The organism is Sphingomonas sp. Ant20, from assembly GCF_000783375.1.
In the GTDB taxonomy this organism is placed as follows: domain Bacteria; phylum Pseudomonadota; class Alphaproteobacteria; order Sphingomonadales; family Sphingomonadaceae; genus Sphingomonas; species Sphingomonas aerolata.
Genome location: NZ_JRVI01000053.1, coordinates 1 through 26,372, shown reverse-complemented (window position 1 = coordinate 26,372; position 26,372 = coordinate 1). Strand labels below are relative to the sequence as shown.

The 26,372-nt window shown below is 66.0% G+C and carries 23 protein-coding genes and 5 pseudogenes; 14 read left to right on the top strand and 14 right to left on the bottom strand.

The annotated features are described in order from the left end of the window. Positions 1–345 (top strand): GcrA family cell cycle regulator (locus tag NI18_RS09210; RefSeq protein ID WP_037529632.1); only part of this gene is annotated, 345 nt, incomplete at its 5' end. A gap of 556 nt (positions 346–901) precedes the next feature. Here NI18_RS09210 and NI18_RS09205 read toward each other — a convergent pair. Then, positions 902–1,753 carry an outer membrane beta-barrel protein gene (locus NI18_RS09205; protein ID WP_031441557.1) on the bottom strand — a complete coding sequence of 284 codons (852 nt, stop codon included), beginning with the start codon at positions 1,751–1,753 and terminating at the stop codon, positions 902–904. Between the two features lie 151 nt (positions 1,754–1,904). Here NI18_RS09205 and parE point away from each other — a divergent pair, with 151 nt between their 5' ends. Beyond that, entirely contained in the window at positions 1,905–3,908 is a 2,004-nt protein-coding gene (gene parE / locus NI18_RS09200; RefSeq protein WP_037529630.1) for a DNA topoisomerase IV subunit B, read from the top strand. A 52-nt stretch (positions 3,909–3,960) separates the two neighbouring features. Here parE and NI18_RS09195 read toward each other — a convergent pair whose 3' ends face one another. Then, the gene (locus NI18_RS09195; RefSeq protein ID WP_052149094.1) at positions 3,961–4,758 is read right to left on the bottom strand and encodes a hypothetical protein; all 798 of its coding nucleotides are present in this window, start codon (positions 4,756–4,758) and stop codon (positions 3,961–3,963) included. 247 nt (positions 4,759–5,005) lie between these two features. On the opposite strand from NI18_RS09195, the gene NI18_RS09190 reads away from it, so the two are divergent. From NI18_RS09190 to queE, 5 genes are all read left to right on the top strand, one after another. Further along, on the top strand, positions 5,006–6,196 hold the full coding sequence (locus NI18_RS09190) for an aspartate aminotransferase family protein (protein ID WP_037529628.1): 1,191 nt from the start codon (positions 5,006–5,008) through the stop codon (positions 6,194–6,196). 167 nt (positions 6,197–6,363) lie between these two features. Then, the gene (gene argF, locus NI18_RS09185) at positions 6,364–7,287 is read left to right on the top strand and encodes an ornithine carbamoyltransferase (protein WP_037529627.1); all 924 of its coding nucleotides are present in this window, start codon (positions 6,364–6,366) and stop codon (positions 7,285–7,287) included. Between the two features lie 164 nt (positions 7,288–7,451). Continuing rightward, entirely contained in the window at positions 7,452–8,357 is a 906-nt protein-coding gene (locus NI18_RS09180) for an Hsp33 family molecular chaperone HslO (protein WP_037529624.1), read from the top strand. Between the two features lie 196 nt (positions 8,358–8,553). Then, a complete protein-coding gene (queC, locus tag NI18_RS09175) occupies positions 8,554–9,258 on the top strand; it encodes a 7-cyano-7-deazaguanine synthase QueC (RefSeq protein ID WP_037529622.1) in 705 nt (234 codons plus the stop codon). A 1-nt stretch (position 9,259) separates the two neighbouring features. Beyond that, positions 9,260–9,892, top strand: a complete 633-nt coding sequence (queE, locus tag NI18_RS09170; protein ID WP_037529619.1) for a 7-carboxy-7-deazaguanine synthase — start codon at positions 9,260–9,262, stop codon at positions 9,890–9,892. A gap of 56 nt (positions 9,893–9,948) precedes the next feature. Here the strand turns inward: queE and NI18_RS09165 are convergent, their stop codons facing one another. The 3 genes from NI18_RS09165 to lipB all read right to left on the bottom strand — a co-directional run bounded on the left by NI18_RS09165 (position 9,949) and on the right by lipB (position 11,945). Beyond that, positions 9,949–10,542 (bottom strand): hypothetical protein, encoded by a 594-nt coding sequence (locus tag NI18_RS09165; protein WP_347574829.1) that lies wholly within the window; start codon positions 10,540–10,542, stop codon positions 9,949–9,951. 391 nt (positions 10,543–10,933) lie between these two features. Continuing rightward, a complete protein-coding gene (locus NI18_RS09160) occupies positions 10,934–11,182 on the bottom strand; it encodes a hypothetical protein (protein WP_031396007.1) in 249 nt (82 codons plus the stop codon). A gap of 91 nt (positions 11,183–11,273) precedes the next feature. After that, a complete protein-coding gene (lipB, locus tag NI18_RS09155) occupies positions 11,274–11,945 on the bottom strand; it encodes a lipoyl(octanoyl) transferase LipB (RefSeq protein WP_037529635.1) in 672 nt (223 codons plus the stop codon). A 208-nt stretch (positions 11,946–12,153) separates the two neighbouring features. On the opposite strand from lipB, the gene NI18_RS09150 reads away from it, so the two are divergent. Beyond that, entirely contained in the window at positions 12,154–12,987 is an 834-nt protein-coding gene (locus NI18_RS09150; RefSeq protein ID WP_037529616.1) for a hypothetical protein, read from the top strand. Beyond that, positions 12,984–13,724, top strand: coding sequence for a hypothetical protein (locus tag NI18_RS09145; protein ID WP_037529614.1), 741 nt, complete (start codon positions 12,984–12,986; stop codon positions 13,722–13,724). Before NI18_RS09150 ends, NI18_RS09145 begins: the two co-directional genes overlap by 4 nt. A gap of 33 nt (positions 13,725–13,757) precedes the next feature. Here the strand turns inward: NI18_RS09145 and NI18_RS09140 are convergent, their stop codons facing one another. The 3 genes and pseudogenes from NI18_RS09140 to NI18_RS09130 all read right to left on the bottom strand — a co-directional run bounded on the left by NI18_RS09140 (position 13,758) and on the right by NI18_RS09130 (position 15,722). Continuing rightward, positions 13,758–14,351, bottom strand: a complete 594-nt coding sequence (locus tag NI18_RS09140; protein ID WP_037529613.1) for a GNAT family N-acetyltransferase — start codon at positions 14,349–14,351, stop codon at positions 13,758–13,760. A gap of 10 nt (positions 14,352–14,361) precedes the next feature. Further along, positions 14,362–15,203 (bottom strand): annotated as a pseudogene (hemF, locus tag NI18_RS09135) (oxygen-dependent coproporphyrinogen oxidase). A gap of 68 nt (positions 15,204–15,271) precedes the next feature. Further along, positions 15,272–15,722 (bottom strand): annotated as a pseudogene (locus NI18_RS09130) (tRNA (cytidine(34)-2'-O)-methyltransferase). A gap of 195 nt (positions 15,723–15,917) precedes the next feature. Between NI18_RS09130 and petA the strand changes: the two are divergent. From petA to NI18_RS09110, 4 genes and pseudogenes are all read left to right on the top strand, one after another. Beyond that, the gene (gene petA, locus NI18_RS09125; protein WP_042467607.1) at positions 15,918–16,484 is read left to right on the top strand and encodes a ubiquinol-cytochrome c reductase iron-sulfur subunit; all 567 of its coding nucleotides are present in this window, start codon (positions 15,918–15,920) and stop codon (positions 16,482–16,484) included. Between the two features lie 10 nt (positions 16,485–16,494). After that, positions 16,495–17,793: a cytochrome b/b6 gene (locus NI18_RS09120; protein WP_031393565.1), complete on the top strand. Its 1,299-nt coding sequence runs from the start codon at positions 16,495–16,497 to the stop codon at positions 17,791–17,793. A 21-nt stretch (positions 17,794–17,814) separates the two neighbouring features. After that, positions 17,815–18,656 (top strand): annotated as a pseudogene (locus NI18_RS09115) (cytochrome c1). A gap of 250 nt (positions 18,657–18,906) precedes the next feature. Beyond that, positions 18,907–19,554 carry a hypothetical protein gene (locus tag NI18_RS09110; protein WP_037529611.1) on the top strand — a complete coding sequence of 216 codons (648 nt, stop codon included), beginning with the start codon at positions 18,907–18,909 and terminating at the stop codon, positions 19,552–19,554. Between the two features lie 4 nt (positions 19,555–19,558). On the opposite strand, the gene NI18_RS09105 is transcribed toward NI18_RS09110, so the two are convergent. The 3 genes and pseudogenes from NI18_RS09105 to ychF all read right to left on the bottom strand — a co-directional run bounded on the left by NI18_RS09105 (position 19,559) and on the right by ychF (position 22,513). Beyond that, on the bottom strand, positions 19,559–20,020 hold the full coding sequence (locus NI18_RS09105; RefSeq protein WP_037529609.1) for a MaoC family dehydratase: 462 nt from the start codon (positions 20,018–20,020) through the stop codon (positions 19,559–19,561). A gap of 14 nt (positions 20,021–20,034) precedes the next feature. Continuing rightward, positions 20,035–21,343 (bottom strand): annotated as a pseudogene (locus NI18_RS09100) (ectonucleotide pyrophosphatase/phosphodiesterase). A 72-nt stretch (positions 21,344–21,415) separates the two neighbouring features. Continuing rightward, the gene (gene ychF / locus NI18_RS09095; protein ID WP_031393698.1) at positions 21,416–22,513 is read right to left on the bottom strand and encodes a redox-regulated ATPase YchF; all 1,098 of its coding nucleotides are present in this window, start codon (positions 22,511–22,513) and stop codon (positions 21,416–21,418) included. 337 nt (positions 22,514–22,850) lie between these two features. Between ychF and NI18_RS09090 the strand changes: the two genes are divergently transcribed. Next, positions 22,851–23,918: an NAD(P)-dependent alcohol dehydrogenase gene (locus tag NI18_RS09090; RefSeq protein WP_037529606.1), complete on the top strand. Its 1,068-nt coding sequence runs from the start codon at positions 22,851–22,853 to the stop codon at positions 23,916–23,918. A 180-nt stretch (positions 23,919–24,098) separates the two neighbouring features. Here the strand turns inward: NI18_RS09090 and NI18_RS09085 are convergent. From NI18_RS09085 to NI18_RS09075, 3 genes and pseudogenes are all read right to left on the bottom strand, one after another. Beyond that, positions 24,099–24,703: pseudogene (locus NI18_RS09085) on the bottom strand (TIGR02466 family protein). Beyond that, a complete protein-coding gene (gene pth / locus NI18_RS09080; protein WP_031441582.1) occupies positions 24,700–25,269 on the bottom strand; it encodes an aminoacyl-tRNA hydrolase in 570 nt (189 codons plus the stop codon). The pseudogene NI18_RS09085 and the gene pth overlap by 4 nt, the downstream one beginning before the upstream one ends. A 226-nt stretch (positions 25,270–25,495) precedes the next feature. Beyond that, positions 25,496–26,194 (bottom strand): 50S ribosomal protein L25/general stress protein Ctc, encoded by a 699-nt coding sequence (locus tag NI18_RS09075; protein ID WP_037529604.1) that lies wholly within the window; start codon positions 26,192–26,194, stop codon positions 25,496–25,498. Positions 26,195–26,372 lie beyond the last annotated feature (178 nt).

The following is a 26,372-nucleotide window of genomic DNA, read 5'->3' as shown; positions in this document are numbered from 1 at the left end:
GCACCGCAGCCGATCCTCCGCTCGATCGGACCCGGCGGCTTTCTCCGCCAGGCGCCCGGCGAGCAGCAGCCGCCGAGCACGCCCGCCCCGCCGCGGCGTCTCGTCCCCGCCAAGCCTTCGCCCGAAATGGCGGGCAAGACGAGCCTGCTCGAGCTCAACGACCGCATCTGCAAATGGCCGCTCGGCCATCCGGGCGAGCCCGATTTCCACTTTTGCGGTGACAAGGTGAACCCGGGCTTCCCCTACTGCGTCGCGCATTGCGGTCACGCCTATCAGGCCCAGCTGCCCCGCCGCGACCGCCGCCCGACGCCGCCACTCCCCTTCGGCGGCCCGCGCGCACGCTAAGATGGGGGGGGGCGGTCTCGCTCTCCGTGCTTCGGATGTATGCCTGTAGCGGAGCCAATCCCCAGCACCACCCCGGCGGAGGCCGGGGCCCAGTTGGGAAGGCTGTAGAAAAGGCGGGCAACACGTAGTTACCTCGGTCCCCAACTGGGCCCCGGCCTTCGCCGGGGTGGATTTTGGGGTATCGCTGACCAGAACGTTGGGCCGCTTCTCGCTGGGAGGCGGCCTTTTTCTTGGATTTGCCAGGCTCTAAACTCAAGATCTGCGGGTCCCGCCGCCGAACACCCCAGCACCACCCCGGCGAGGCCGGGGCCCAGTTGGGAAGGCCGTAGTAACGGCTGGCAACGCGTAATTGCCTCGGTCCCCCAACTGGGCCCCGGCCTTCGCCGGGGTGGTGTTTTGCGGAGACCATATTCACGAAAAAGGGCCGCCTCCCGTGTGGGAAGCGACCCTCTGTCCCTACCCGCGCCGCGGCGAAGCCGCGTCGTCGGACGTCGCTGGTGCGACGCCGGCCGAGCTCGGGTGAGGTGACGCCTTCTGGCGTCACCTTACCCTGCGCTTAGAACCGGAATGCCGCCGTCGCGCGCAGGCTGTGCCAGCGGAACTTGTCGTCGCTGCGACGAAAGTCCGTGCCGGTCGTGTTCGGCGCCAGCACGAACGGGTTCGTCGCCGGCTGCGTGCCCTGCGTCACGCGGACGCGGAAATCGTCGTCCTGATACTGGTGGAACATATATTCCATGCCGACCGAGATGTTCGGCGTGACCTTCTGCTCGATGCCGCCGCCGCCGAGGATGCCGAACTGCTGGCGCTTGCCGCTCTGCTGATAGGCGTTGCCGGTGTTGGTGCTGTAGAAATCCCGGTCGATCTTGGCATAGCCCGCACCGAACGTGCCGTAGAACAGTGTGGTGTTAACCGCATAGCCTGCACGGCCGCGGATCGAGGCTTCCCAGTCGACGCTGCGCGTCATCACGTAGCTGGCAGGCGTCGTCGAGAAGGCGGTGACGCTGTCGGTGATCTCGCTCTTGCCGAATTCGCCGACCACGCCGACGACGATGTTGCCGCGCTGCGTGTCCATGCCGACGCGGCCATAATACGCGGCGCCGTCCTTGTCCTTGCGGCAGCCGCGGCCACCGGTCAGCGTCGTCGCGGTCGTCGCGCCGTTGCAGAACCCGCTGCTGAACGCGTTGGCGCCGGCTGCCGTCGTCACCGCATCCCCGAACCGCCCGTCGAGATTGCGATCGAACAGGATCGACGATCCTGCATCGTTTGGCTGTACGTCATAACCGCCCGCTGCGCCGACATAGAGACCGTTGAACGGTGCGTCCTCGGTCGTCTCCTGCGCAAATGCCGGCGATGCCGTGAGACCGAGAATGACCGCGCCAGCGAGGCCGGCATAGAGGGATGTGCGCATGTAAGCTCCGGATATGATTGATCTAAGACAGCCAAGAAACGGGGCGCCCCGCCAATATATCCGCGAACATGACAGAAAGTTCATGTTGTGGCTTTTCCGCAACAGCGGTTGCGCGCTTGCACGGATCGCTGGCTAAGCCATATACCACGTCATGCCAGAAGACCTGCCCGAAGGCCTGTTCACGACCCCGTCAAAGACCGCCCCGACCTATGACGCGTCCTCGATCGAGGTGCTCGAGGGGCTCGAACCCGTCCGCCGCCGCCCGGGCATGTATGTCGGCGGCACCGACGAGCGCGCGCTGCACCACCTCGCCGCCGAAGTGCTCGACAATGCGATGGACGAGGCGGTCGCGGGTCACGCGACGCGGATCGAGGTCACGCTCGAGCCCGGCAACCGGCTGACGATCGTCGACAATGGCCGCGGGATCCCGGTCGATCCGCATCCCAAATTCCCCGACAAGTCCGCGCTCGAGGTGATCCTTTCGACGCTGCATTCGGGCGGCAAGTTCGCGGGCAAGGCCTATGCGACCTCGGGCGGTCTGCACGGCGTCGGCATCAGCGTCGTCAACGCGCTGTCGTCCGACACTGTCGTCGAGGTCGCGCGCGACCGCCAGCTTTATCGCCAGCGCTTCGCCAAGGGGCAGACGCTCGGCCCGATCGAGCGGCTCGGGACCACCCCCAACCGCCGCGGCACCAGCGTCGCCTTCACCCCCGACACCGAGATCTTCGGCAACGAGCTGCACTTCAAGCCGCAGCGGCTGCACAAGCTCGTCCGGTCCAAGGCCTATCTGTTCGCGGGCGTCGAGATTCGCTGGCACTGCGCGCCCGAACTGATCAGCGACGATACGCCCGCGCAGGCGGTGTTCCAGTTCCCCGGCGGGCTCGCCGACCATCTGCGCGACCAAGTCGCGGGCCGCGAATGCGCGACCGCCGACTTCTTCTCCGGCTCGCAGGATTTCCCGAGCGCGCAGGGCGAGACGCAAGGGCGCGTCGAATGGGCGATCGCCTGGCCGCTGTGGAGCGACGGCTCGTACAGCTGGTATTGCAACACCATCCCGACCCCCGATGGCGGCACGCACGAACAGGGCCTGCGCCAGGCGCTGGTGCGCGGCCTGCGCGCGTTCGGCGATCTGGTTGGCAACAAGAAGACGAAGGATATCAGTGCGGACGACGTGATGATCGGCAGCGAGCTGATGCTGTCGGTGTTCATCCGCGAACCGCAATTCCAGAGCCAGACCAAGGATCGCCTGACCAGCCCCGAGGCCGCGGGCCTCGTCGAGAAGGCGGTGCGCGACCATTTCGACCATTTCCTCAGCCACAATATGGACCGCGGCAAGGCACTGCTGAACTATGTGCTCGAGCGGATGGACGAGCGCCTGCGCCGCAAGCAGGAACGCGACGTCAAGCGCAAGACCGCGACGTCCGCCCGCAAATTGCGGCTGCCCGGCAAGCTGACCGACTGTTCCGCCAACTCGCCCGAGGGCACCGAGCTGTTCATCGTCGAGGGCGATTCGGCTGGCGGCTCGGCCAAGCAGGCGCGCGACCGCAAGACGCAGGCGATCCTGCCGATCCGCGGCAAGATCCTGAACGTCGCGTCCGCGACCAGTGCGAAGATCTTCGCGAACCAGGAAATCGCCGACCTGACGCTGGCGCTCGGCTGCGGCACGCGGAAGGACTGCGTGGCGGACAATCTGCGCTACGAGCGCGTCGTCATCATGACCGACGCCGACGTCGACGGCGCGCATATCGCGACGCTGCTGATGACCTTCTTTTTCCAGGAAATGCCCGACATCGTCCGCCGCGGGCACCTCTATCTCGCGCAGCCGCCGCTCTATCGCCTGACCGTCGGCACCAAGAGCATCTATGCCCGCGACGACGCGCACCGCGCCGAACTCGAACGCACCGTGTTCAAGGGCAAGAAGGTCGATGTCGGCCGGTTCAAGGGCCTTGGCGAGATGAACCCCGGCCAGCTCCGCGAGACGACGATGGACCCCGCGACGCGGGGCATGCTGCGCATCACCCTGCCGCAGGAATATGAGGAGCGGGCAGGGGTGAAGGACCTGGTCGACCGCCTGATGGGCAACAACCCCGCGCACCGCTTTGCCTTCATTCAGGAAAATGCCGGCCGGCTCGACGAGGAAGCGATCGACGCGTGACCATTGGGGCAAGCGGGGGCCGTTCGATAGCCGCCCCCGCTTGCCTCCGGAATCACTGCCTGTGCGCGACCATCGTCGAGGTCTTCCCGTGTTTCAGGTCGTTGACCGCGGTGGTCATCGTCGTGCCGTCGGGCGAGAGCGACATGCTATACGTACCGATCGGCGTATCGCCCTCGTAATCGGTTTCGAACAGAGTCGTCGGTCCGGTCTGTTTCAGGGCGACCTTCGTCCAGCCCGGATCCCCGGTCACCGTTGCCGGCGGACCGTCGATCGTCGCGGCATAGGATATGCCGGTCGGCGTCGAGAAGGCCATGGTCTTCCCGTCCTGTGCGAAGGTGAAGACGAGGCCCGTGTCGGATACCTGCGTATCCGTGGTTTCGCGCCACGCACCCGATAACGCATGGGCACCCGCCGGGGCGGGAGCGACGCGCGCATTGACCGTCGTTCCCGTCACCTCCACGCCACTCGGTGCGGTCCGGTCGACAAAGGCGGAGGACGAACTCTGCCCGTCCGCGGCCAGCGTCACCGTCGCCTCGGCGACTGTCTTTCCGCTCTTCCGGAACGCCCGCTTGACCGTCGTCGCATCCACCACCGCGACCGATGCCTCGTCATAATAGGGATTGCCGACAATCGGGTGAAACGTGCCATCGGCGGGGAATTTCAGCGCGGGCTTGCACGTCGTGCAGCTGAAGGTGCCCGCCTGCAGGAGGATGATCGAGGGCTTCTCGGCAGGTTTGCTCGCCTTTACATCTCCCTTCCAGGTGCCGTCGAACACGCCCTTGGCAAGCGCGGGGGTGGTGGCAAGAGCCATGGCCAGCATCACTGCCAGGCCGGTCGCATAGCGTTTCATACGTCAACCTCCTCTCGATGGGGACGCGACTGGGCTTGCGCCGGCGCGTTTGCGACGTCGGATGGAGCCGAGGGGAAGATTGCGCGTGCTGCCGGGGCGCCGCAAGCGGAGTCCGCGCCTTGGTACGGATCAGACAGGGCTGCGTCGGACGTCCGCGGTGTTGACGCCCATCCCCCGTCACCGGTATTAGGCGCCTCCGGGGCGGTCCATCACGGGCCGCCCTTCTCGTTTCGAAGAGGAAGCGCCTGTGACCATCACCCCGCTCATGCCCGTCTACCCGCGGTGTGGCGTGCGTCCGGTCCGAGGCGAGGGCGCCTATCTGTTCGGTGAGGACGGCCAGCAATATCTCGACTTCGCCAGCGGTATTGCGGTCAATGCGCTCGGCCATGGCCACCCGCATCTGACCAAGGCGATCGCCGACCAAGCCGCGACGCTGATGCACGTGTCGAACCTGTACGGGTCACCGCAGGGCGAGCATCTCGCGCAGCGGCTCGTCGACAACACGTTCGCCGACACCGTATTCTTCACCAATTCGGGTGCGGAAGCGGTCGAGTGCGCGATCAAGACCGCGCGTCGCTATCATTTCGCGAACGGCAATCCCGAGCGTCACACGCTGATCACGTTCGACACCGCGTTCCACGGCCGCACGCTCGGGACGATCTCGGCGACCAATCAGGCCAAGATGCGCGACGGGTTCGAGCCGCTGTTGCCCGGATTCGCCTATGCCAAGTTCAACGATCTCGAGGGTGCGCTCGCGCTGATCGACGACCACACCGCAGGCTTCCTGGTCGAGCCGATCCAGGGCGAGGGCGGTATCCGCCAGGCGAGCCCCGAATTCCTCCAGGGCCTGCGCAAGGCGTGCGACGAGCATGGCCTGCTGCTGGTGCTCGACGAGGTCCAGTGCGGCTATGGCCGGACGGGCAAGCTGTTCGCGCATGAACTCTACGGCATCACCCCCGACATCATGTCGGTCGCCAAGGGGATCGGCGGCGGCTTCCCGCTCGGCGCGTGCCTCGCGACCGAGGAGGCGGCCAAGGGCATGGTCGCGGGGACGCACGGCTCGACCTATGGCGGCAACCCGCTCGGGATGGCAGCGGGCGAGGCGGTGCTCGACGTGATCCTCGAGGACGGGTTCCTGGAGCATGTCGCCACGATGGGCGACCGGCTGCGCCAGGGCCTCGAACAGATGATACCCAATCACGATCACCTGTTCGACAGCGTGCGCGGCACCGGGCTGATGCTCGGGCTGAAGCTGAAAAGCGACAGCCGTGCGTTCGTCGCGTTCGCACGCGATCATCACAACCTGCTGCTGGTCGCAGCGGGCGAGAACGTCATCCGCATCCTGCCGCCGCTGGTGATCGACGAGAGCCATATCGCCGAATGCATCGACAAGCTGTCGACCGCCGCGCGCGTTTATGTGCCCGCCGCCGACGATTGAGCGCCTTTGCGCGGTCACTAAACCCCGTTCGTCCTGAGTAGCCACTGAGCGAAGTCGAAGTGGCGTATCGAAGGACTGGCCCGCTTGGGGCACTGTCCTTCGATATGGGTCTTCGGCTTCGCTCAGCCCCTACTCAGGAGAACGGAACTTCTTACGGGGTCGTTACCATGAGCAACCGCCATTTCCTGAATCTCACCGTCGCCGGCCCCGACGGCATCGCCGCGATGCTTGCCGACGCGCTCGATCGCAAGGCGGCGCGCGCCGGCTTCCCCAAGGGCCGCACGGATGCTGACGCCCCGCTCGCCGGCCACACGCTGGCGATGGTGTTCGAAAAAAACTCGACGCGCACGCGGTTCAGCTTCGACATGGCGATCCGCCAGCTCGGTGGAACATCGATCGTCGCCGATGCCGGCAGCATGCAGCTCGGGCGCGGCGAATCGATTGCCGATACCGCGCGCGTGCTGTCGGGCTATGTCGACGCGATCATGATTCGCACCGACGATCATGCCAAGGTCGAGGAGATGGCGCATCATGCCAGCGTCCCCGTCATCAACGGCCTGACCGACGCATCGCATCCGTGCCAGATCATGGCCGACCTGCTGACGATCATCGAGAGCGGCAAGGCGCTGCCCGGGCTCAAGGTCGCGTGGCTGGGCGATGGCAACAACGTGCTCGCCTCGATCGTCGAGGCCGCCGGGCTGATGCAATTCGACGTCGTCGCCGCCTGCCCACAGGGGTTTCAGCCCGAGGAGGAGGCGATCGTCCGCGCCTCGGGGCACGCGCGCGTCGTCGCTGACCCGCGCGAGGCGGTCGAAGGTGCGGACATCATCGTCACCGACACCTGGATCTCGATGGGGCAGGCCAATGCCGAGAGCAAGCTGAAGGCCCTTGCCCCCTATCAGGTCGACGCCGCGCTGATGGCGCTCGCGCGGCCCGATGCGAAGTTCCTCCACTGCCTCCCCGCGCATCGCGGCGAGGAGGTCACGCCCGAGGTGATCGACGGCCCGCAGTCGCTGATCTGGCAGGAGGCCGAAAACCGCCTCCACGCGCAGAAATCGGTGCTGCGCTGGTGCTTCGGGCAGATCGGCTGAAGCGCCCGGTTGGTTGATCGGGCGCAGGTCAGCCCCCATTTCCGTCATTCCCGCGGAGGCGGGAATCCATAAACTCCGAGCTGGTGATCAGACCACCAGCGTATGTCGCTCTGCATCCCCGCCTGCGCGGGGATGACGCCGCGACGGGGGATGCCGAAGGAACGATGGTGAACGACCCCAACATGACCGATCTCGACCGCGCGCTGGCGTTTGCGATCCCCGCGCGCAGCGCTCGTGGCCGAATCGTCCGGCTCGGCACCGCGCTCGACGAGGTGCTCGCCGCGCACGCCTATCCGCCTGCGATCGAGAAGCTGCTCGCCGAGGCGCTGACGCTCGCCGCGCTCATCGGCTCGACGCTGAAGGACGCGAGCGGCCAGCTGACGATGCAGACCCGGACCGACAATGGCGTCGTCCAGTTGCTGGTCTGTGATTATCGCGGCGGCGAGGTGCGCGGCTATATCGAATACGATGCGGACAAGCTTGCCCAGGCGCCCGTCGAGCCGACCCTGTTCGCCTTGTTCGGCCAAGGCTATCTCGCGATCACCTTCGATATGGCGAGCAGCAACGAGCGGTATCAGGGCATCGTCCCGCTCGACGGCGATACGCTGTCTGAGGCCGCGCAGAGCTATTTCACCCAGTCCGAACAGATCCCGACGATGGTCCGCACCGGCATGGCGAAGGGCCCCGACGGGCGCTGCGTCGCGGGTGGGCTGTTCCTCCAGCATCTGCCCGAGGGCGAGGACGGCCGCGAGCGGCTGCATACCAAGCTCGACCATCCCGAATGGGAGCATGTCGCGACGCTCGGCAACACGATGGGCGCGGACGAACTGACCGATGCGGCGCTCCCGCTCGAGACGCTGGTGTGGCGGCTGTTCAACGAGGACAGCGACGTCCGCATCCTTGCCGATATTCCCATCATGCGCGGCTGCCGGTGCGATCCCGACTATATCCGGGGCGTGATCGCGAAATTCCCGATCGATGAGCGCCGCGACATGGCGGACGAGAGTGGCTTCATCCAGGTCGACTGCGCATTCTGTGCAAAGAAATTTCCGGTTCCGGTCGAGGAATGACGCGTTTCTCATTAACGTGACGGTGGGAAATTGCGCGGCGTTAATGCGCTGTTTACCGCGCCGGGCTATACCGCCCTCGTGCTTTAGAGATTTCAGCACGTTTCTCCCTTGAGGCTGCTATTAGCGCCAACCTTTCAGGGCCGCCTTCGGGCGGCCCTTTCTTTTTGCCGCGGTCTGGCCTAGCGCGTCGCGCATCATGACATCATCAGCTCCCTTAGCGGTCGCCCTCGTCTCGGGCGGCCTCGACTCGATGGTTTCCGCCGCCATGCTGCGGGAATCCGGCCGGCGCCTGCTCGCGCTGTCATTCGACTATAACCAGCGTCACCGCGTCGAGCTCGACGCCGCGCGCCGCGTCGCCACCGCGCTTGGCGCCGAACGCCATATCGTCCTGCCGATGGACCTGTCCGCGTTCGGCGGTTCGGCGCTCACCGCCGATATCGACGTGCCCAAGGACGGTGTCGGCACCGATGATGCGGGCGGCATCCCCGTCACCTATGTCCCCGCCCGCAACACGATCTTCCTCAGCCTCGCGCTTGGCTGGGCCGAGGCGGCGGGCGCGCGCGACATCTATATCGGCGTCAATGCGCTCGATTATTCGGGCTATCCCGATTGCCGCCCCGAATTCATCGCCGCATTCGAGGGGCTGGCCGAACTCGCGACCAAGGCGGGGGTCGAGGGCGATCCGTTCCGCATCCAGGCGCCGCTCCAGCACATGACCAAGGCGGATATCGTCCGCGAGGGCACGCGGCTCGGGCTCGACCTCGGGCTCAGCTGGTCGTGCTACGATCCGACGCCCGCCGGCAAGCATTGCGGCGAGTGTGACAGCTGCCGGCTCCGCTCGCGCGGCTTCGACGAGGCTGGGATCGCCGATCCCACCGTCTACGCGGTCAAGCCGGTCTGACATGAGTTACGCGGTCAAGGAAATGTTCCTGACGCTGCAGGGTGAGGGCGTGAATGCCGGCCGCCGGGCGGTGTTCGTGCGCTTTGCCGGATGCAATCTGTGGTCGGGACGCGAACAGGACCGCGCGACCGCGGTCTGCCGGTTCTGCGATACCGATTTCGTCGGTACCGACGGACTGGGTGGCGGCAAGTTCGCCGATGCGCGTGCGCTGGCGGACGCGGTCGCAGGGTTCTGGGGCGCGGGAACGCAGGACCGGTTCGTCGTGCTGACCGGGGGCGAGCCGATGCTCCAGACCGACGATGCGATCGTCGATGCGCTTCACGCCGCGGGCTTCCGGATCGCGATCGAGAGCAACGGCACCCTGCCGGTCCATCCCGGCATCGACTGGGTATGTATCAGCCCCAAGGCGGGCAGCGTCGTCGTCCAGCGTCACGGCGACGAGCTGAAGCTGGTCTGGCCGCAGCCCGGTACCGACATCGCGGATATCGAGACATGGGACTTCGCGAACCTGCTGCTCCAGCCGCTCGACGACCCGCAGGCGGATGCCAATCGCGAAGCCTGTGTTGCGCTGGTGATGGAGCGTCCGCAATGGCGGTTGTCGCTCCAGACGCACAAGATGCTGGGGCTGCGTTAGGCCGCCTGCCCGCTCCGGCAGGGAAGCCCCCGGCTCAAGGGCCGGGGGGTAATCGTTCAGCGGTTGGCGATGCCAACGCCCGCCGCGGGGGGCCAGTCGAGCGCGCCGCACTTCTTGGCGACCCATTCCGCCTTCTTGTTCCAGCAGATCGGGTCGAGCCGCGGCATCTTCACCCGGTCGCGGCCGATATAGCGCGGGAAACGCTGCTCGCCCCAGGGGATCAGGCTGTTGCGCAGCTCGCGCGTGCGCTGCAGCGTCAGGTCGCCGAACTTGCCGCGCGGCGTGAACAGCGCGTCGCGGCCGATCGATGCGGTCGTCTGGCAAAAGCCATATTGCGCGGCGACGGTCGCGAAGTTCGAATAGGTGCGCGTGCCGAACTGGTCGAGCGCAGCCTGACCGGCCTTGACGCCCTTGGCCTTGTTGACGCGCAGGAAGTATTTGCCGAGCGTGTCGAAGGCGCCCTGCAGTTCGGTGCCGTGATCGGCGAGGATCGCATTGTAGTTCGACACCGTCAGCAGCGTCGGTTCGAACTGGCACTGGAGGGCCGCGACGTTCAGCGCCGCGCGCATGTGCCAGACCATCGCCGCGCGCTTCTCCGCGCTAGTGGCGTCGGGCATCGCCTGGCCGAGATCGGCCTCGTCCCCGGTCACCGCCGGCGCGGAGAAATCGCGCGATTGCAGAAAAACTGGGCCGAGGCGGGCTGAGCCAACGCCATCGAGCCGCTCGCCGCGCAGAGCGCCAGCGCAGTACGCACCATCTTCATTCCCAACTCCCCGGGCATTCCATCCCGAGATTTCTAAAGCGTTTCTTGCCAACTCCCAACTGTTTTGAGGGGCCCGGCAGCCGATCGCGGCTTCGGGTACGGTCCGGGCCGCAGATTTCCGTCGCAGCCGAAACGAGATCGCGCGCCGGGCGACCGATTGGGCTCTCTATTCCCCCGGACATCCGGGCCGTCATGCGGTGGACCCAGCCCCAACGACAAGAGGCCGCCCGGTTTCCCGGACGGCCTCCCGCATCACGTAATTTTCCGAAACCGGAAAATTACATCATGTTGTTGGTCATCATGGTGTCGTTCGACATCATCGTGTCGTTCGCCATCATGCCGTCGTTCATCGCGCCGTCAACGGCGGTCATGTTGTCGGTCATCGTGTCCATGCCTTCGGTGGCATTCATGTCGGTGACCATCGTGTTGTCGGTCGTGGTCTCGGTCTTCGGACCGCATGCCGAAACGGCAAGCGCTGCGCTGGCGATCAGCGAACCGGTCAGAACCTTGGAGATGAGTGAACGCATTTGGAAGCTCCCTAGATAGAGGATTTGGTAGGCCTGGAGGCCAGGTATATACCCAAATCGTAGTGGACATTAATCTGTAAAGGCCTGGCCCTCAAGCCTCGTTTTCTTGAGCCAAAGAAAGTGTTTCAAGGAACACGCCGCTCGTCAACGTCAGGGCAGCGTCAAAAGTTGCCATGTCGACATTCGTACCGAGCGATTTCAGACTGGTAACGGGGTATTCCGCAAGCCCGCACGGCACGATTCCGCCGAAATGCGTCAGGTCCGGATCGATGTTGACCGCAAAGCCGTGCAGCGTCACCCAGCGCTTCACGCGCACGCCGATCGCACCGATCTTCGCCTCGCGGCAGCCGAGATTGGGATCGCGCGTCCAGATGCCGACACGGCCCTCGACCGAAAACGCGGCGACGCCAACCTCGCCGAGCGCCGCGATCACCCAGTCCTCGACCGCGTGGACGAACCGCCGGACGTCGCGCCCGCGCTGTCCGAGGTCGAGCACCAGATAGCCGATCCGCTGCCCCGGCCCGTGATAGGTGTATTTGCCGCCCCGTCCGGTATCGAACACGGGAAAGCGCGGATCGACGAGGTCAACCGGATCCGCGCTCGTCCCCGCGGTGTAGACCGGCGGGTGCTCGAGCAGCCAGATCAGCTCGCGCGCATCGCCGGTGGTCACCGCGGCGGCGCGCGCCTCCATCTCGGCGAGCGCGGCGGCATAGGGGGTCAGGCCGGTATCGGTCCGCCATTCGAGCCCGTCGGTTCGCGACAGTGGATCGGCGGGCGCGAGGCGGCCGGAGGTCGGGAAGGGGGAAGCGGTCACGCGACCCATCTGCGCACTCGCCGCCGGTGATGCAAGCGGGCGGGGGCTTGTCACGCCGGCTGGTCCAACCGTCGCGGGAGTGGTCAAGGCCTGGGGCTTGGGCTACGTCGCGGCGGTATCGGGCATGCGTGCCAGGCGGCGAACGGGGAACAGGCGGATGGGAAGAGGCGTAAAAATCGGCACGGTCTGGGATCGTACCACCGAGGTACTGTCCGGGCGTAGCGGCCAGATCGCGGCGGTGGCGTTGCCGACCCTGGTCCTCCCGCCGGTCGTCAACAATGCGCTCGTCCTGCTCGTTCCGCCGCAGCCGGCGGTGCAGCTCGTCGCCGGCATCGTCGCCGTGGCGTCCGCGTTGCTCGCGATCCTGGGGTCGCTCGCGATCCTCGCGCTGGCGACGCAACCCTCTACCGACCGCACCGAGGCCTATCGTCAGGCGCGGGCGCGGCTGCTGCCCGCGCTCGGCGTGTCGCTCGTCGTCGGGCTGATTGCGCTCGTCCTGATGGCGCCGGTGTTCATCGCGCTGATCGCGTCGCATTTCGACTTTGCCGCCGCGTCCGCTGCCGCCAGCGCGCCCGCGCGAATGCCGCAGCTGCCGCGTGCGACGGCGATGTTCGTCGTGCTCTACAGCCTTGCACTGATCCTGCTCGCCATCTGGGCCAGTGCGCGGCTGATGCTGCTGACCGCGGTCGTGCTCAACGAACGGCTCGGGCTCGGCGCGATCCGCCGCTCGATCGCGCTGACCCGCGGGCTCACCTGGAAGCTGATCGGCGTGCTTCTGCTGTTCGGGATCGTGTTCGCGATCGCCACCTTCGCCGCTCAGGCCGTTGTCGGGCTCGTCTTTCGCCTGATCCTCGGCGGGGACCAGATCCCGACCGCGATGTTCCTTGCCGGGATCGCCGGCGCGCTTGCCAGTGCGGCGCTGATGGCGCTCGCCTATGTCTTCACGGCACAGCTCTATGTCGCCACCCGAGAGAAACCGATCACCGAATGAAAATCGACTTTACGGGCGTGTTGAAAGACGCCTGGGCCCTGTTCAAGCGCGACCGCGATCTGCTGCTCCGGATCGCCGGGCCCTTCCTGTTCCTGCCTGCCTTCGCGCTCGCGCTCGTCGTGCCCGACCCGCCGCTGCCCGATGCGGCGACGCGCGGCGACGAGGCGCAGGCGCTGGTCTGGGCGCAGGCGGTGACCGACTGGGCGGGGGCGAATGGCGGCTGGTACTGCCTGGCCTATGCGCTCAGCTTCTTCGGCATGGCGGCGGTCTATACGCTGTATCTCGACCGTGACCGGGTCGATATCGGCACAGCGCTCAGGCGTTCTGCCACGCTCCTGCCGCGCTATCTGCTCGCGATGATCCTGGTGTCGCTGCCAGCGGGGGCGGGGCTGCTTCTCTATGCGATTCCCGGCCTCTACATTCTTGGCCGGACGATGATGACCGGGCCGGTGCTTGTCGCCGAGGGCCCGATCGGCGCGTTCGCCGCGATCCGGCGCAGCCTGTCGCTGACGCGCGGCGCCGGCCTGCCGCTCATGTCGCTCGCCGCGTTCGGCTATATGAGCGGCTGGCTGCTCGGCATGCCCTTCATGGCGCTCGATGGCGCGATGCGCGATGGTGGACAGGGTAATCCGGTGGCGATCGCGCTCGTCGATGCCGGCGCGGCGGCGGCTGCCACCGCCTCGGGGGTTGCGATGGCGCTGATCGCGGTGTCGGTCTATCGGCGGCTGGCGCGCTAGGCGGTCGCGGACCGGCGTGATCCGCCCGCGGGTCTAGCGGCGTCCGCCCAGAAACGGGATCTGCGGCGCGACATCGGCGGGCAGCATCCCGGTGGCGCGCGGATCGGGAAAGGTCTCGATCGTCCGCCGCGTCGCGACGAATCCCTGCGCGCGGTAGAAGCCGAGCGCGTTTGGATGGTCGAGCGTACAGGTGTGCAGCCAGACCCGCTCGACACCCCTGGTCCAGGCCCGCGCAAGCGTCTCCGCCATCAGCCACCGGCCATGTCCCTGGCCGGCGAGTTCGGGGATCAGCCCGAAATAGGAAATCTCGCAAGCGCCCGTCCGGCGCAGGTCGAGTTCGAGCATCCCCACCTCGATCCCCGCCGGATCGATCACCGCATGCACGGCAATGCCCGGATCGCGAAGGATCGCGGCGAGCGCGGCATCGTCCATCGCCAGCCGCGAGAACCACAGCCAGCGCGATCCGACCCGGGCGAACAGCGCGCGATAACCCTCCAGCGTCGGCCGCTCCCAGCGCAGCAGCCGCAGTCGCGACGTCGGCATCGGCCTGAGCGGCGGCTTGCGCGGCATTTCGAGCGTGGTCACGATCGTGGCGAGCACGTCGTCCGCGACGGGGATCAGCGCCACCGGCCCCCGCTCACGACCATGTGGCGCGGGGCGGCAGGCTCATCAGGATCGCCTCGATATTGCCCCCGGTCTTCAGCCCGAACAGCGTGCCGCGGTCATAGACGAGGTTGAACTCGGCATAACGACCGCGCCATTCGAGCATCGCGGCCTCGTCCTGCGGTGTGAACGGCGTGTCCATCCGCCGCCGGACGATCCGCGGATAGGCGTCGAGAAACGCCTCGCCGACGTCGCGCGTGAACGCGAAATTGGCATCGAAATTGCCGTCAAGATGATCGAAGAAGATCCCGCCGACGCCGCGGTTCACCTTGCGGTGGGGGATCTGGAAATAGGTCTCCGCCCAGTCCCGGAAGCGCGGGTAGTAGGCCGGGTCGTGCGCGTCGCAGGCGGCCTTCATCGTCGCATGGAAATCGGCGGTGTCCTCGGCGATCGGCAGCGGCGGGTTGAGATCGCCGCCGCCGCCGAACCAGCGCTTGGTCGTGTTGAGGAAGCGGCAGTTCATGTGCACCGCGGGGACGTGCGGGTTGGCCATGTGCGCGACCAGGCTGATCCCTGTCGCGAAGAACCGTGGATCCTCGCCCGCGCCGTGGATCGACTTGGCGAACTCGCCCTCGAAAATGCCGCCGACGGTCGAGACGTTGACGCCGACCTTTTCAAACACCTTGCCCTTCATGACGCCGCGCACGCCGCCACCGCCGGGTTCACCCGACGATCGATCCGGTCCCAGGGGGTATAGTCGAACACGGCATCCGACCCGGCCTCGCGCTCGATCGTCTCGAACTCCGCGCAGATCCGGTCGCGCAGCGATTCGAACCAAATGCGGGCGGCGGCTTGCTGGGGGTCGAGCTCGGTCATGGTACCGTCCTACAAATCCTGGTCGGGGCGGGGAAGGGGCGCGTTCGCCCGACACTCCCCCCGGTAGGTCAGGCGGGCCAGCCGTCTGATTGCCGCAACGCCTCTGCCGCGACGATCGCGGTCGCGACCGAGATGTTCATCGACCGCAGGCCGGGACGCATCGGGATCAGCACGCGCAGGTCGGCGCGGGCATGGACGTCGTCGGGCACGCCCGCGCCCTCGCTGCCCATCAGCAGCACGTCGTCGGTCTGGAACGTCGCTGTGTCAAGTCGCACCGCGCCCTTCGTCGTCAGCAGGACGATGCGCCCGCGGACCTGGTCGCGAAACGCCGCCCAGTCGACATGCCGGACGATCTCGACCGCGCCGACATAGTCCATCCCGGAGCGCGCGACCGCCTTTTTCGTTCCAGGTGAACCCCATCGGCTCGATCAGATCGACCGCGAGTCCGAGACAGGCGGCGGTCCGCAAAATGGCGCCGACATTGCCGGCGATATCAGGTTGGTAGAGGGCGATACGCATACCGTTGCCTCTAATCCGGAACGCGCTGCAGTCAAAATGCTGTTGGCAAAGCGGGCTTGCGCCGTCTATCACCTATAGGCCTCCGTGGGGACGGTCGGGCAGGATGGGCGTGCGGTGCGGCGAACCGGCATGCGCATCGGGCCACGAGAATAAAGATAAACTGCAAGGGCGAGATGAATGGCGATAGTCGACGACATGGTTCCACCCGGCGAGTCGCCTGAACCGTTTCACGAAGAGGCGCACGATCCGCGCCGCCGCGATTTCATCAATATCGCCGCCGTATCCTTCGCCGGGGTCGGCGCCGTCGCGATCGTCCTGCCGCTGATCAACCAGATGAACCCGTCGGCCGACGTGCTGGCGCAGTCGACCACCGAGATCGACCTGTCGAAGATCCTGCCGGGCCAGGCGATCAAGACGAGCTTCCGCAAGCAGCCGCTGTTCGTGCGCAACCTGACGCCGAAGGAAATCAGCGAGGCCGACGCGGTCGACGTATCGACGCTGCGCGACCCGCAGACGCTCGCGGAGCGGACCAAGGCGGGCAAGAAGAACTGGCTGATCACGCTGGGCGTCTGCACGCATCTCGGTTGCGTCCCGCTCGGCGCTGGCGAGGGTGAGAACAAGGGCCCGTTTGGCGGCTATTTCTGCCCGTGCCACGGCTCGGCCTACGATACCGCCGCGCGCATCCGCAAGGGCCCCGCACCGACCAACCTTCAGGTGCCGGACTATGCCTTCAACTCCGACACCGTCGTCACGGTAGGCTGAGGAAACAACCATGAGCTTTCCCTGGGCCAAGCAATACGAACCGAAGCTGCCGCTGACGCGGTGGCTGGATGAACGGCTTCCCGTTCCCCGGCTCGTCTACAACGCGGTCGGCGCCGGTTACCCGGTCCCGCGCAATCTCAATTATTTCTGGAACTTCGGCGTCCTTGCCGGCGCCGCGCTGGCGATCCAGATCATCACCGGCATCACGCTGGCGATGCATTACGCCGCCAACGGCGCGGTCGCGTTCGACTCGGTCGAACACATCATGCGCGACGTCAATGCGGGCTGGTTCCTGCGCTATGCGCACGCCAACGGCGCGTCGATGTTCTTCATCGTCGTCTACACGCACATCTTCCGCGGACTCTATTACGGCTCGTACAAGGCGCCGCGCGAGATGGTCTGGCTGCTCGGCGTGACGATCTTCCTGCTGATGATGGCGACCGCATTCATGGGCTATGTCCTTCCCTGGGGGCAGATGAGCTTCTGGGGCGCGCAGGTCATCACCGGGTTCTTCTCGGCGATTCCGCTGGTCGGCGACACCATCCGCATCTGGCTGCTCGGCGGATTCGCGCCGGACAACGCCGCGCTCAACCGCTTCTTCTCGCTGCACTATCTGCTGCCGTTCGTGATCGCGGGCGTCATCATCCTGCACATCTGGGCGCTGCACATCCCGGGGTCGAACAACCCGACCGGCGTCGACGTGAAGGGCAAACAGGATACGGTGCCGTTCCACCCCTATTACACTGCGAAGGACGGCTTCGGGCTCGGCATCTTCCTGCTGGTGTTCGCCGGCCTGCTGTTCTTCTTCCCGAACTATCTCGGCCATCCGGACAATTACATCCCGGCAAACCCGCTTTCGACGCCCGCGCACATCGTCCCCGAATGGTATTTCTGGCCGTTCTACGCGATCCTGCGCGCCTTTACCGCGGACTTCATCCTGCCGGCAAAGCTGTGGGGCGTGCTGGCGATGTTCGGCTCGATCCTGCTGCTGTTCTTCCTGCCGTGGCTCGACAATTCGCCGGTCCGCTCGATGAACTACCGCCCCAAGGCGCGGATCGCGTTCTGGGTGCTGGTCGCCGACATCCTGATCCTGGGCTATTGCGGCGGTGCACCGGCGACGGCGACCTATGTGATCCTCAGCCAGATCTGCGCTGCCTATTATTTCGCGCATTTCCTGATCATCCTGCCGCTGATCTCGCGGTCCGAACGGCCCCGGCCGCTGCCCAATTCGATCACCGAGGCGGTGCTGGCCAAGCGTGGCGGGACGAGCCCGGCGCACACCGCGCTCTCCCCCAAGCCCGCGCACTGATACGGACTAGAGGATACATATATGGTTCGTCTCATCGCATCCCTGGTCGCGCCGCCTTTGTGCTGGTGCTCGGCATCGCGCTCTTCGGCAGCGTGTCGGGCGTCATCACCGACCCCCGTCGCGCCGTCTGCCGAGAGCGTCGCGCACAAGCATCCCAAGGAGCTCGAGCTCGCCTCGAACGGCGTCTTCGGCAAGTTCGACCGCCGTCAACTCCAGCGCGGGTTCCAGGTCTACAAGGAAGTCTGCTCAGCCTGCCACTCGCTGCGGCTGGTGTCGTTCCGCGATCTCCAGAAGATCGGCTATTCGGAGCCCGAGGTTAAGGCGATCGCCAACCAGTGGGTGATCGAACAGCCGACGATCAACCCCGAAACCGGCGAGGCCGCGACCCGCAAGAACATCCCGTCGGATCGCTTCCCGTCGCCGTTCGCCAACGAGGTCGCTGCCCGCGCCGCCAACAACAACGCGCTGCCACCCGATCTCTCGCTGATCACCAAGGCGCGCGAGGAGGGCACCGCCTATGTCCACTCGCTGCTGACGGGCTACACCGATCAGCCCGCGGCGTTGCTCAAGCAGTTCCCGGACATCAAGACGCCCGAGGGTCTCTACTACAACCCGTATTTCGCGAACCTCAACATCGCGATGCCACCGCCGATCACCGCGGACGATCAGGTGGCCTATGCGGACGGGACCAAGGCGACGAAGGAACAGATGTCGGCAGACGTCTCGGCCTTCCTGACCTGGACGGCAGAGCCGAACTTGGAGTCGCGGCACGCCGTCGGCGTCGCGTCGATCCTCTTCATCCTCGTCTTCTGCGGCCTTGCCTGGGGCGCCTATCAAACGTCTGGCGTGACGTGAAGCATTGATCCCACGCCGCGGCTATCGCGGTATCAGGGCGTGAAGGACGGCGGATCGGGGCAACCCGGTCCGCCGTTTCGCGTTTGGCGACCCGCTGGCTGCCCGTGTCCGTGCCTGTGTCCCGGCGCCACGCCCCCATGGCCCACCTGTGGTCCCGGCGCGCGTCAGCCGTCGTTCATGGAACCTGCGGTAGGTCGGTATTGTTGTGCGACCAATTGCGGCGCGTTGGGTCCGCTCTCCAGGTACGGGAGATTTTCGATGTTTTTCAAGCGACCAGGACTGGTCAGTCTCGCCATTGGTGTCGGCCTCGGCGTGGCCGGTTGCACCGATGGGTATGGCTATGGCGGCGGCGGGATCGGCTATGCGAGCGATCCCTATTATGGCGGCGGCTACGGCAACGGCTATTATGATGGTTACGGCGGCGGATACGGGGCCGGTTATGCCGGCGTCGGGCTCGGCTCCTATTATGGCTGGTATGGCGACTATTATTATCCGGGTACCGGCGGATACGTCTATGATCGCAACCGTCGTCCGCACCGCTGGAACGGTGCGCAGCAGCGCTACTGGCAGGGGCGTCGCGGCAATTATCGCGGTGCCGGCAACTGGGGCAATTTCGCCCGCGGCAACAGCCCCGCCGCGCGCGACTATCGCCAGGACCGGCGTGGCGCGAACCGCGACTTCCGTCAGGGTCGGCGCGAGGACCGCAACCAGCTGCGCGACGGTCAGATCACGCGCGAGCAATATCGCGGCGAACGACGTGAAGCGCGGCAGAGCTATCGTGGCGAGGCACGCCAGGACCGGCGTGAATATCGTCAGGAGCGCGGCAATGGCGGCGGGTTCCGCGGTCGTGGCGGCGGCGGCGGCGGCCGGGGCGGCGCCTATATGAACGTCCCCGTCCCGAAGTGACGGATCAGGATGCAGGCGCGCCGGTCGGGCGCGTCTGCATCAGCGCGTTCGACACGAACGTCATCACCATGACATCGTCCTGATTGAACACCTGCATCCGGCTTTTCACGATCCCCATTTCTGGGCGGCTGGCGGAAACCCGTTTGTCGAGCACCTCGGTCACGCAGCGCAGCGTGTCCCCCGGATAGACGGGCTTCAGCCACTTCAGTTCATCGATCCCGGGCGATCCGAGACTCGCCTGACGGTGCTCACCAATATGCTCGACCAGCATCGCCATCGTCATCGCGCAGCTATGCCAGCCGCTTGCGGACAGCCGGCCGAAGTGCGTCTTCGCCGCGGCCTCGTCGGACAGATGAAAGGGCTGCGGGTCGTATTTCTCGGCAAAGGCGATCACCTCGTCGCGCGTCACCGGATAGTGGCCGAACGCCGCGGTCGCCCCGACTGCGATATCTTCGAAATACTGCACGCCCGCTGCTCCTCCTATCGTCGCAGCACCTTTTGGAAGGGCGCGTCGTTGCCGTCCAGCCCCGGTTCCGCGGGCAGCCCGATCAGGTCGCGGAGCAGTGGCTCGACCGCGACATTGTCGAAGCTCGCGATGGTCTTGCCACCGATGAAGGCAGGACCGTTGGCGATGAACAGCGCGCGCATTTCGGGGGCGGCATTGTCATAGCCGTGCGAGCCGCCAGCCGAGACCCTGGTGGGCGTCGTCCGATCGACGCGCCAGCCGACATCGGCGAGGCACAGATAGCTCGGGACACGCGGATTGCGGCCATAATGGAACCGCGCCGGGATCTCCGCCTTGCGCCAGCATTGCAGGTGGTCGTGCTTCCGAAGCAGTCTGGCCTCGAGTGCTGCCTCATGCCCGGGCACCGCGAACAGCGTCGCATAGGCGCCCGTCTCGACGAGGCGATAGTCGGCCGGCGCCGCGATCCGGTCCATCGCGACGACGCGCGTGCTGCTGGTCGCCGCCATGCCGTGATCCGACACGATGACCAGATTGGCCGGCTGGCCGAGCGTCGCGAGCCCTTCGACGAGGCTGCCGATGCTGCCATCCACCTCGGCGGCTGCCTGCGTTGTCAGGGGGGAGTCGGGGCCATTGTCGTGCGCGGCCATGTCGACGGTATCGAAATACAGCGTCACCAGCTTCGGCCGGATTGTGGCGGGTCGCCGCATCCAGTCGAGGACGGCGTTGACGCGTTGCGTGGCGCTGATCTGCTGGTTGAACTGCTGCCAGTCCTGCGGCCGGGTGCCGCCGTCGATCGCGCCGTGGCTGTTGGGCTTCGGCGTGCCGCCGACCGCGACATTGGCGCCCGGCCAGAACATCGTCGCGCTCCGGATTCCCGCCTTTTCGGCGTCGACCCAGATCGGCGAGCTTTGGCTCCACCAGAAGGGATCGTCGCTCGCCATGGTGAATTTCTCACCGGGCCGCGCGGGATCCTCCATCGTGTTGCCGATGATGCCGCTGCGATCGGGTCTGAGCCCGGTCACCAGGGTCCAGTGATTGGGGAAGGTGACGCTCGGGAAGGACGGTCGCATCGCCGCAAAGACGCCGCCGGCGCGCAACCGGTTCAGGTTCGGCGTGACGCCCCGGTCGAGATAATCGGGGCGGAAGCATCGATCGACACGAGGATCGTCACCGGTGCCCGGACCGCCAGCGGCTGCGCGCCTGAGGAGCGGCCGTGGCGGTCGCGGGGGCAGCCTGAGTCACCGGCGCCAGGGCAGGGGGCGTGGCCGGATAGGCACAGCCACCGAGCGCGAGTGCCAGAGCTGAAAACGTCGCGTGTCTCATGCCGTCTGTTCTGCTCGCTACGCCCGCCCCCGGCGCGTGACTACACACGCAGGGGGCGTGACATTGTTGGGATCAGCTGTGTAGGAAGTGCATCACGTCGCCGTCATGGACGACATAGGCCTTGCCCTCGGCGCGCAGCTTGCCCGCCTCGCGCGCCTTCGATTCCCCGCCCAGCGCGATGAAGTCGTCGAACGCGATCGTCTCGGCGCGGATGAAGCCCTTCTCGAAATCGCCGTGGATCTCGCCCGCCGCCTGCGGCGCGGTCGCGCCCGCATGGACGGTCCAGGCGCGTGCCTCTTTCGGGCCGACCGTGAAGAAGGTCAGGAGGTGGAGCAGCTTGTAGCCTGCGGTGATGACGCGAGCGAGGCCGGTCTCTTCCAGCCCCAGCTCGCCCAGGAATTCGCCGCGATCTTCGGCGGGCATCGTCGCGATCTCGGCCTCGATCGCTGCCGACACGACGACCGCCTCGGCACCCTCGGCCGCGGCCTTCTCGAACACGCGCGCCGACAGCGCATTGCCGTTCGCGGCATCGCCCTCGTCGACGTTGCAGACGTACAGGACGGGCTTGGCGGTCAGCAGCTGCGCCTGTGCGAACACGCGCGCCTCGTCCTCGTCCTTGGGTACCGTCAGCCGCGCGGGCTTGCCCTCGCGGAGCAGCTCGAGCGCCTGGCCGAGCACGGCGGCGCCGATCTTGGCCTCCTTGTCGCCCTGCATGCCCTTCTTGGCGAGGTTGGGGACGCGCTTCTCGAGGCTCTCGAGATCGCTCAGCATCAGCTCGGTCTCGACCGTTTCGGCATCGGCGATCGGATCGACCTTGTTGTCGACATGCGTCACGTCGCCATTTTCGAAACAGCGCAGCACATGGACGATCGCGTCGACCTCACGGATGTTGCCGAGGAACTGGTTGCCGAGCCCTTCGCCCTTCGACGCGCCGCGCACGAGGCCGGCGATGTCGACGAAGCCGAGCTGGGTCTCGATGATCTTCTGCGAGCCGGCGATCTTCGCCAGCGCGTCGAGCCGCTTGTCGGGCACGCCGACATTGCCGACGTTCGGCTCGATGGTGCAGAACGGATAGTTCGCCGCCTGCGCCGCGGCCGTCTCGGTCAGCGCGTTGAAGAGGGTGGACTTGCCGACGTTCGGCAGCCCCACGATGCCGCAGCGAAAACCCATGATATGCCCTTGGTATAAGATTGTGCGGGCGCTTTAGGCGACCGCGCGAAGGAACGCCAGCAAGGACGCCTGCGCATGACTGGGTGCGACCTCCATTATCCCCACCACCCCGGCGAAGGCTGGGGCCCAGGTGGGGGACGTTGCTCATGAAGGTCGGCACGCCGTTACTGCGACCTTTCCAACTGGGCCCCGGCCTGCGCCGGGGTGGTCGCTGATTTTAACGCCCGACTGATCGACCTAAACGATTGCCGCAATGCAGCAAAATTATCGTACCGCTCGGTAGATATTGCGAGTCCCGTGCGTATATCGCGCTCTGCCAGTCAGATTTAGGAATAGCATGACCACCACCGCCAAGGGCTACGCCGCCCAGTCGCCCGAGACGCCGCTCGCACCGTTCAGCTTCGAACGCCGCGCGCCGGGCAAGACCGACGTCGCGATCGACATCGCGTTCTGCGGCGTCTGCCATTCGGACCTCCATACCGCCAAGGGCGAGTGGGAAGGCACGTTGTATCCGTGCGTTCCGGGCCATGAGATCGTCGGCCGCGTCACTGCGGTCGGTGACGACGTCACCAAGTTCAAGGTCGGCGACATCGCCGGCGTCGGCTGCATGGTCGACAGCTGCGGCCAGTGCCCGTCCTGCACCGATGGCGAGGAGCAATATTGCGAGACGACCGGGTTCGTCGGCACGTATAATGGCCCCGATCCCGTGCTCGGCGGTCACACGTTCGGCGGCTATTCGGACCATATCGTCGTCGACGAGGGCTTCGTGCTGAAGGTCTCGCATCCCGAGGCCGATCTCGCCGCGGTCGCGCCGCTGCTCTGCGCCGGGATCACGACCTATTCGCCGCTGAAGCACTGGAAGGTCGGCCCCGGCCAGAAGGTCGGCATCGTCGGTCTCGGCGGTCTCGGTCACATGGGCGTCAAGATCGCCAACGCGATGGGCGCCGAGGTCTACGTCTTCTCGACCTCGCCCAACAAGCGCGACGACGCCAAGCGCTTGGGCGCCAAGGACCTGATCGTGTCGAAGGATGCCGATGCGATGGCGGAGCATGCGAACAGCTTCGACTTCATCCTCAACACTGTTGCTGCGCCGCACAATCTCGACCCGTTCCTCGAGCTGCTCAAGCGCGACGGCACGATGACTCTGGTCGGCGTGCCCGCCGAGCCGCACCCGTCGCCGTCGGTCGGCAATCTGATCTTCCGCCGTCGCCAGCTGGCAGGCTCGCTGATCGGCGGGATCGCGGAGACGCAGGAAATGCTCGATTTCTGCAACGAGCACGGGCTGGTCTCGGACATCGAGATGATCAAGATGGACGAGATCGAGCCGGCCTATGACCGCATGGTCAAGAGCGACGTGAAGTATCGCTTCGTCATCGACATGGCGTCGATGAAGACGGCGGCCTGATCGGGCAGGGGGCGGCGCTTGCCGCGAGCGCCGCTTCCCCCAATTACCTCCCCGGCGAAGGCGGGGTCCAGGTGGGAAGGCCAATGTGATGCAGGCCAGCCCTTCGTTAGCGACCTTTCGCAACTGGGCCCCGGCCTTCGCCGGGGAACGGTCGTTTCAAACGATCACTCGGCGCCTACCTCACCACCGATAATTGAAGCTGATGCTGATCCGCTCGCCCTTCGCAGCATTCGGCACGACCTCATGCCGCAGCCAGCTCTCCCACAAAAACACGCTCCCGGGCTTCGGCACCGCATAGACGACGTCCGCAGATCCTCCGGCGCGTCGTCGAGCCGGGTCGGCGCGGCCATCATCATCGGCAGCCGCGGATCCTCAAGCTTAAGCGCGCCCGCGCCTTCGGGAATCGTCACGTACATCGTGCCCGACACGACGCTCTGCGGATGGATATGCCCCGAATGCGCGCCGCCGGGCTTCAGGACGTTCACCCACAGGCTGTCGAGCTTGAGTTTCCGCCCACCAAGATCGAACGCGCAGTCCTTGGCGAACGCCGCGACATGCTTGTTGAGCAACCGCACCAGATCGCCGAACCGCGGATCGCGCAACGGCAGGTCGTTCAGCGACGCGTAGGACGTGTACCCGCGATAGCCATGCGCCTTCGACCACGCGACGCCCGCGCGGTCCGCCTTGGACAGTTCGAGCGCCGCGTCCTCCAGCTCCTCAACCAGATCGTCATCGCCGAGATCGGCCTCGTAGAACCGCGTGGCGAAAAGCGAGCGGGTGGTCATGGTTGCATCCTCACAGCGACATCATTCATGAAGCGGACGTCGTCGCCCGCCGCCAGCCACGCCGCCTCCGCGGCGATCGCGCCGAGCATGTCGGACAGCGGCTCGATCTCGGTCTTGGCGTAATTGCCGAGCACATAGCCGGTGACCCGGTCCTTGTGACCCGGATGCCCGATGCCGAGCCGCACGCGGCGGAAATCGGGGCCCAGATGCTGGTCGGTCGAGCGCAGCCCGTTATGCCCCGCGGTCCCGCCGCCGGTCTTCACCTTGACGCGGAAGGGGGCGATGTCGAGCTCGTCGTGGAATACCGTCAGCGCATCGACGTCCAGCTTGTAGAAGCGCAGCGCCTCGCCGATCGCGCGGCCGCTCTCGTTCATGAAGGTCGCGGGCTTCAGCAGCAGGATCTTTTCCGATCCGATCCGGCCTTCCTGCGTCCAGCCCTGAAACTGCTTCTTGACCGCGCCGAAGCCGTGCACCGCGGCGATCGCGTCGGCGACCATGAACCCGACATTGTGCCGGTGCATCGCATATTGCGCCCCCGGATTGCCGAGTCCCGCCCAGATCTGCACGTGTGATTCTCCAAAAACGATCGTTGCCCGCGCCCCAAACCGTCATTTTCGCGGAGGCGGGAACCCATAGTGGCAAACCTCTCGATTCCATATGAAGGTCCGAGGGTCTGGATCCCCGCCTGCGCGGGGATGACGGTTTTTTGGGTGAGCGGAATGGCTTGCAAAACGAAACGGGCGGGAAAGCCCTAGCTTTCCCGCCCGCCAGATCATCCGAAAACGAAGGAGATTAGTCCTTCTTCTGCGGCGTGATCTTGTCGTCGTCGTTGTGATCGTCGTTAGGCTCGACCACGGGCTCTTCGTCCGAAGCAGCCTCAGCAGCCTGCGCCTCGGCGACTTCAGCCTCGAGCTCTTCGTCCTCGACGGTCGGGACGGTCGGCGGCACGATCGTGGCGATCGCGAAGTCGCGGTCGTCGATCGCGGGCGTCGCGCCCTTGGGCAGCGTCACGTCGCTGATGTGGATCGAATCGCCGATTTCCATGCCGGCGAGCGAAATCGAGATCTCGCTCGGGATGTCCGATGCGTCGACGACCAGCTCGATCTCATGACGCGTGATGTTGAGGACGCCCTTGCCCTTCTTGATGCCGGGGGCATCGTCTTCGTCCGTGAACACGATCGGCACCGCGACGGTGACGGTCGAATGCTCGCCGATGCGCAGGAAATCGACATGGATCGGGCGATCCGTGACCGGGTGGAACGCAACGTCCTTCGGCAGCGTGCGCACGCCGTTGACCATCACGACCGAATTCATGAAGTGGCCGGTCATCAGCGCCTTCATCAGCGCCTTTTCCTCGAGGTGAACCGAGGTGGGTTCCTTGTTCAGGCCGTAGATCACGGCAGGCACGCGGCCATCACGACGCAGCGCCCGGGAGGCTCCCTTGCCAACCCGGTCACGCGTCTCGGCTGCGAGCGTCAACTGGTCGCTCATCGATATTCTCCGAAACTCGTTTGTTGTTCTTCCCGCCCACGCCTCCAGGGATGACCATGGACCGGAAGCGCGGGCGCATAGCGGAAGTGCACGTTTTAATCAACTACACCCTCTCCCCCCGGGGGAGAGGGAGGGGCCCGCGTGCTCTTGCACGTGGGAGGGTGAGGGCACGGTTGTG

Bases quoted from the DNA above. Each gene is read 5' to 3' on its own strand.
- NI18_RS09205 (WP_031441557.1), bottom strand. From the start codon at position 1,753: ATGCGCACATCCCTCTATGCCGGCCTCGCTGGCGCGGTCATTCTCGGT.
- parE (WP_037529630.1), top strand. From the start codon at position 1,905: ATGCCAGAAGACCTGCCCGAAGGCCTGTTCACGACCCCGTCAAAGACC.
- NI18_RS09195 (WP_052149094.1), bottom strand. From the start codon at position 4,758: ATGAAACGCTATGCGACCGGCCTGGCAGTGATGCTGGCCATGGCTCTT.
- argF (WP_037529627.1), top strand. From the start codon at position 6,364: ATGAGCAACCGCCATTTCCTGAATCTCACCGTCGCCGGCCCCGACGGC.
- NI18_RS09180 (WP_037529624.1), top strand. From the start codon at position 7,452: ATGGTGAACGACCCCAACATGACCGATCTCGACCGCGCGCTGGCGTTT.
- queC (WP_037529622.1), top strand. From the start codon at position 8,554: ATGACATCATCAGCTCCCTTAGCGGTCGCCCTCGTCTCGGGCGGCCTC.
- queE (WP_037529619.1), top strand. From the start codon at position 9,260: ATGAGTTACGCGGTCAAGGAAATGTTCCTGACGCTGCAGGGTGAGGGC.
- NI18_RS09160 (WP_031396007.1), bottom strand. From the start codon at position 11,182: ATGCGTTCACTCATCTCCAAGGTTCTGACCGGTTCGCTGATCGCCAGC.
- NI18_RS09150 (WP_037529616.1), top strand. From the start codon at position 12,154: ATGGGAAGAGGCGTAAAAATCGGCACGGTCTGGGATCGTACCACCGAG.
- NI18_RS09145 (WP_037529614.1), top strand. From the start codon at position 12,984: ATGAAAATCGACTTTACGGGCGTGTTGAAAGACGCCTGGGCCCTGTTC.
- petA (WP_042467607.1), top strand. From the start codon at position 15,918: ATGGTTCCACCCGGCGAGTCGCCTGAACCGTTTCACGAAGAGGCGCAC.
- NI18_RS09120 (WP_031393565.1), top strand. From the start codon at position 16,495: ATGAGCTTTCCCTGGGCCAAGCAATACGAACCGAAGCTGCCGCTGACG.
- NI18_RS09110 (WP_037529611.1), top strand. From the start codon at position 18,907: ATGTTTTTCAAGCGACCAGGACTGGTCAGTCTCGCCATTGGTGTCGGC.
- ychF (WP_031393698.1), bottom strand. From the start codon at position 22,513: ATGGGTTTTCGCTGCGGCATCGTGGGGCTGCCGAACGTCGGCAAGTCC.
- NI18_RS09090 (WP_037529606.1), top strand. From the start codon at position 22,851: ATGACCACCACCGCCAAGGGCTACGCCGCCCAGTCGCCCGAGACGCCG.
- NI18_RS09075 (WP_037529604.1), bottom strand. From the start codon at position 26,194: ATGAGCGACCAGTTGACGCTCGCAGCCGAGACGCGTGACCGGGTTGGC.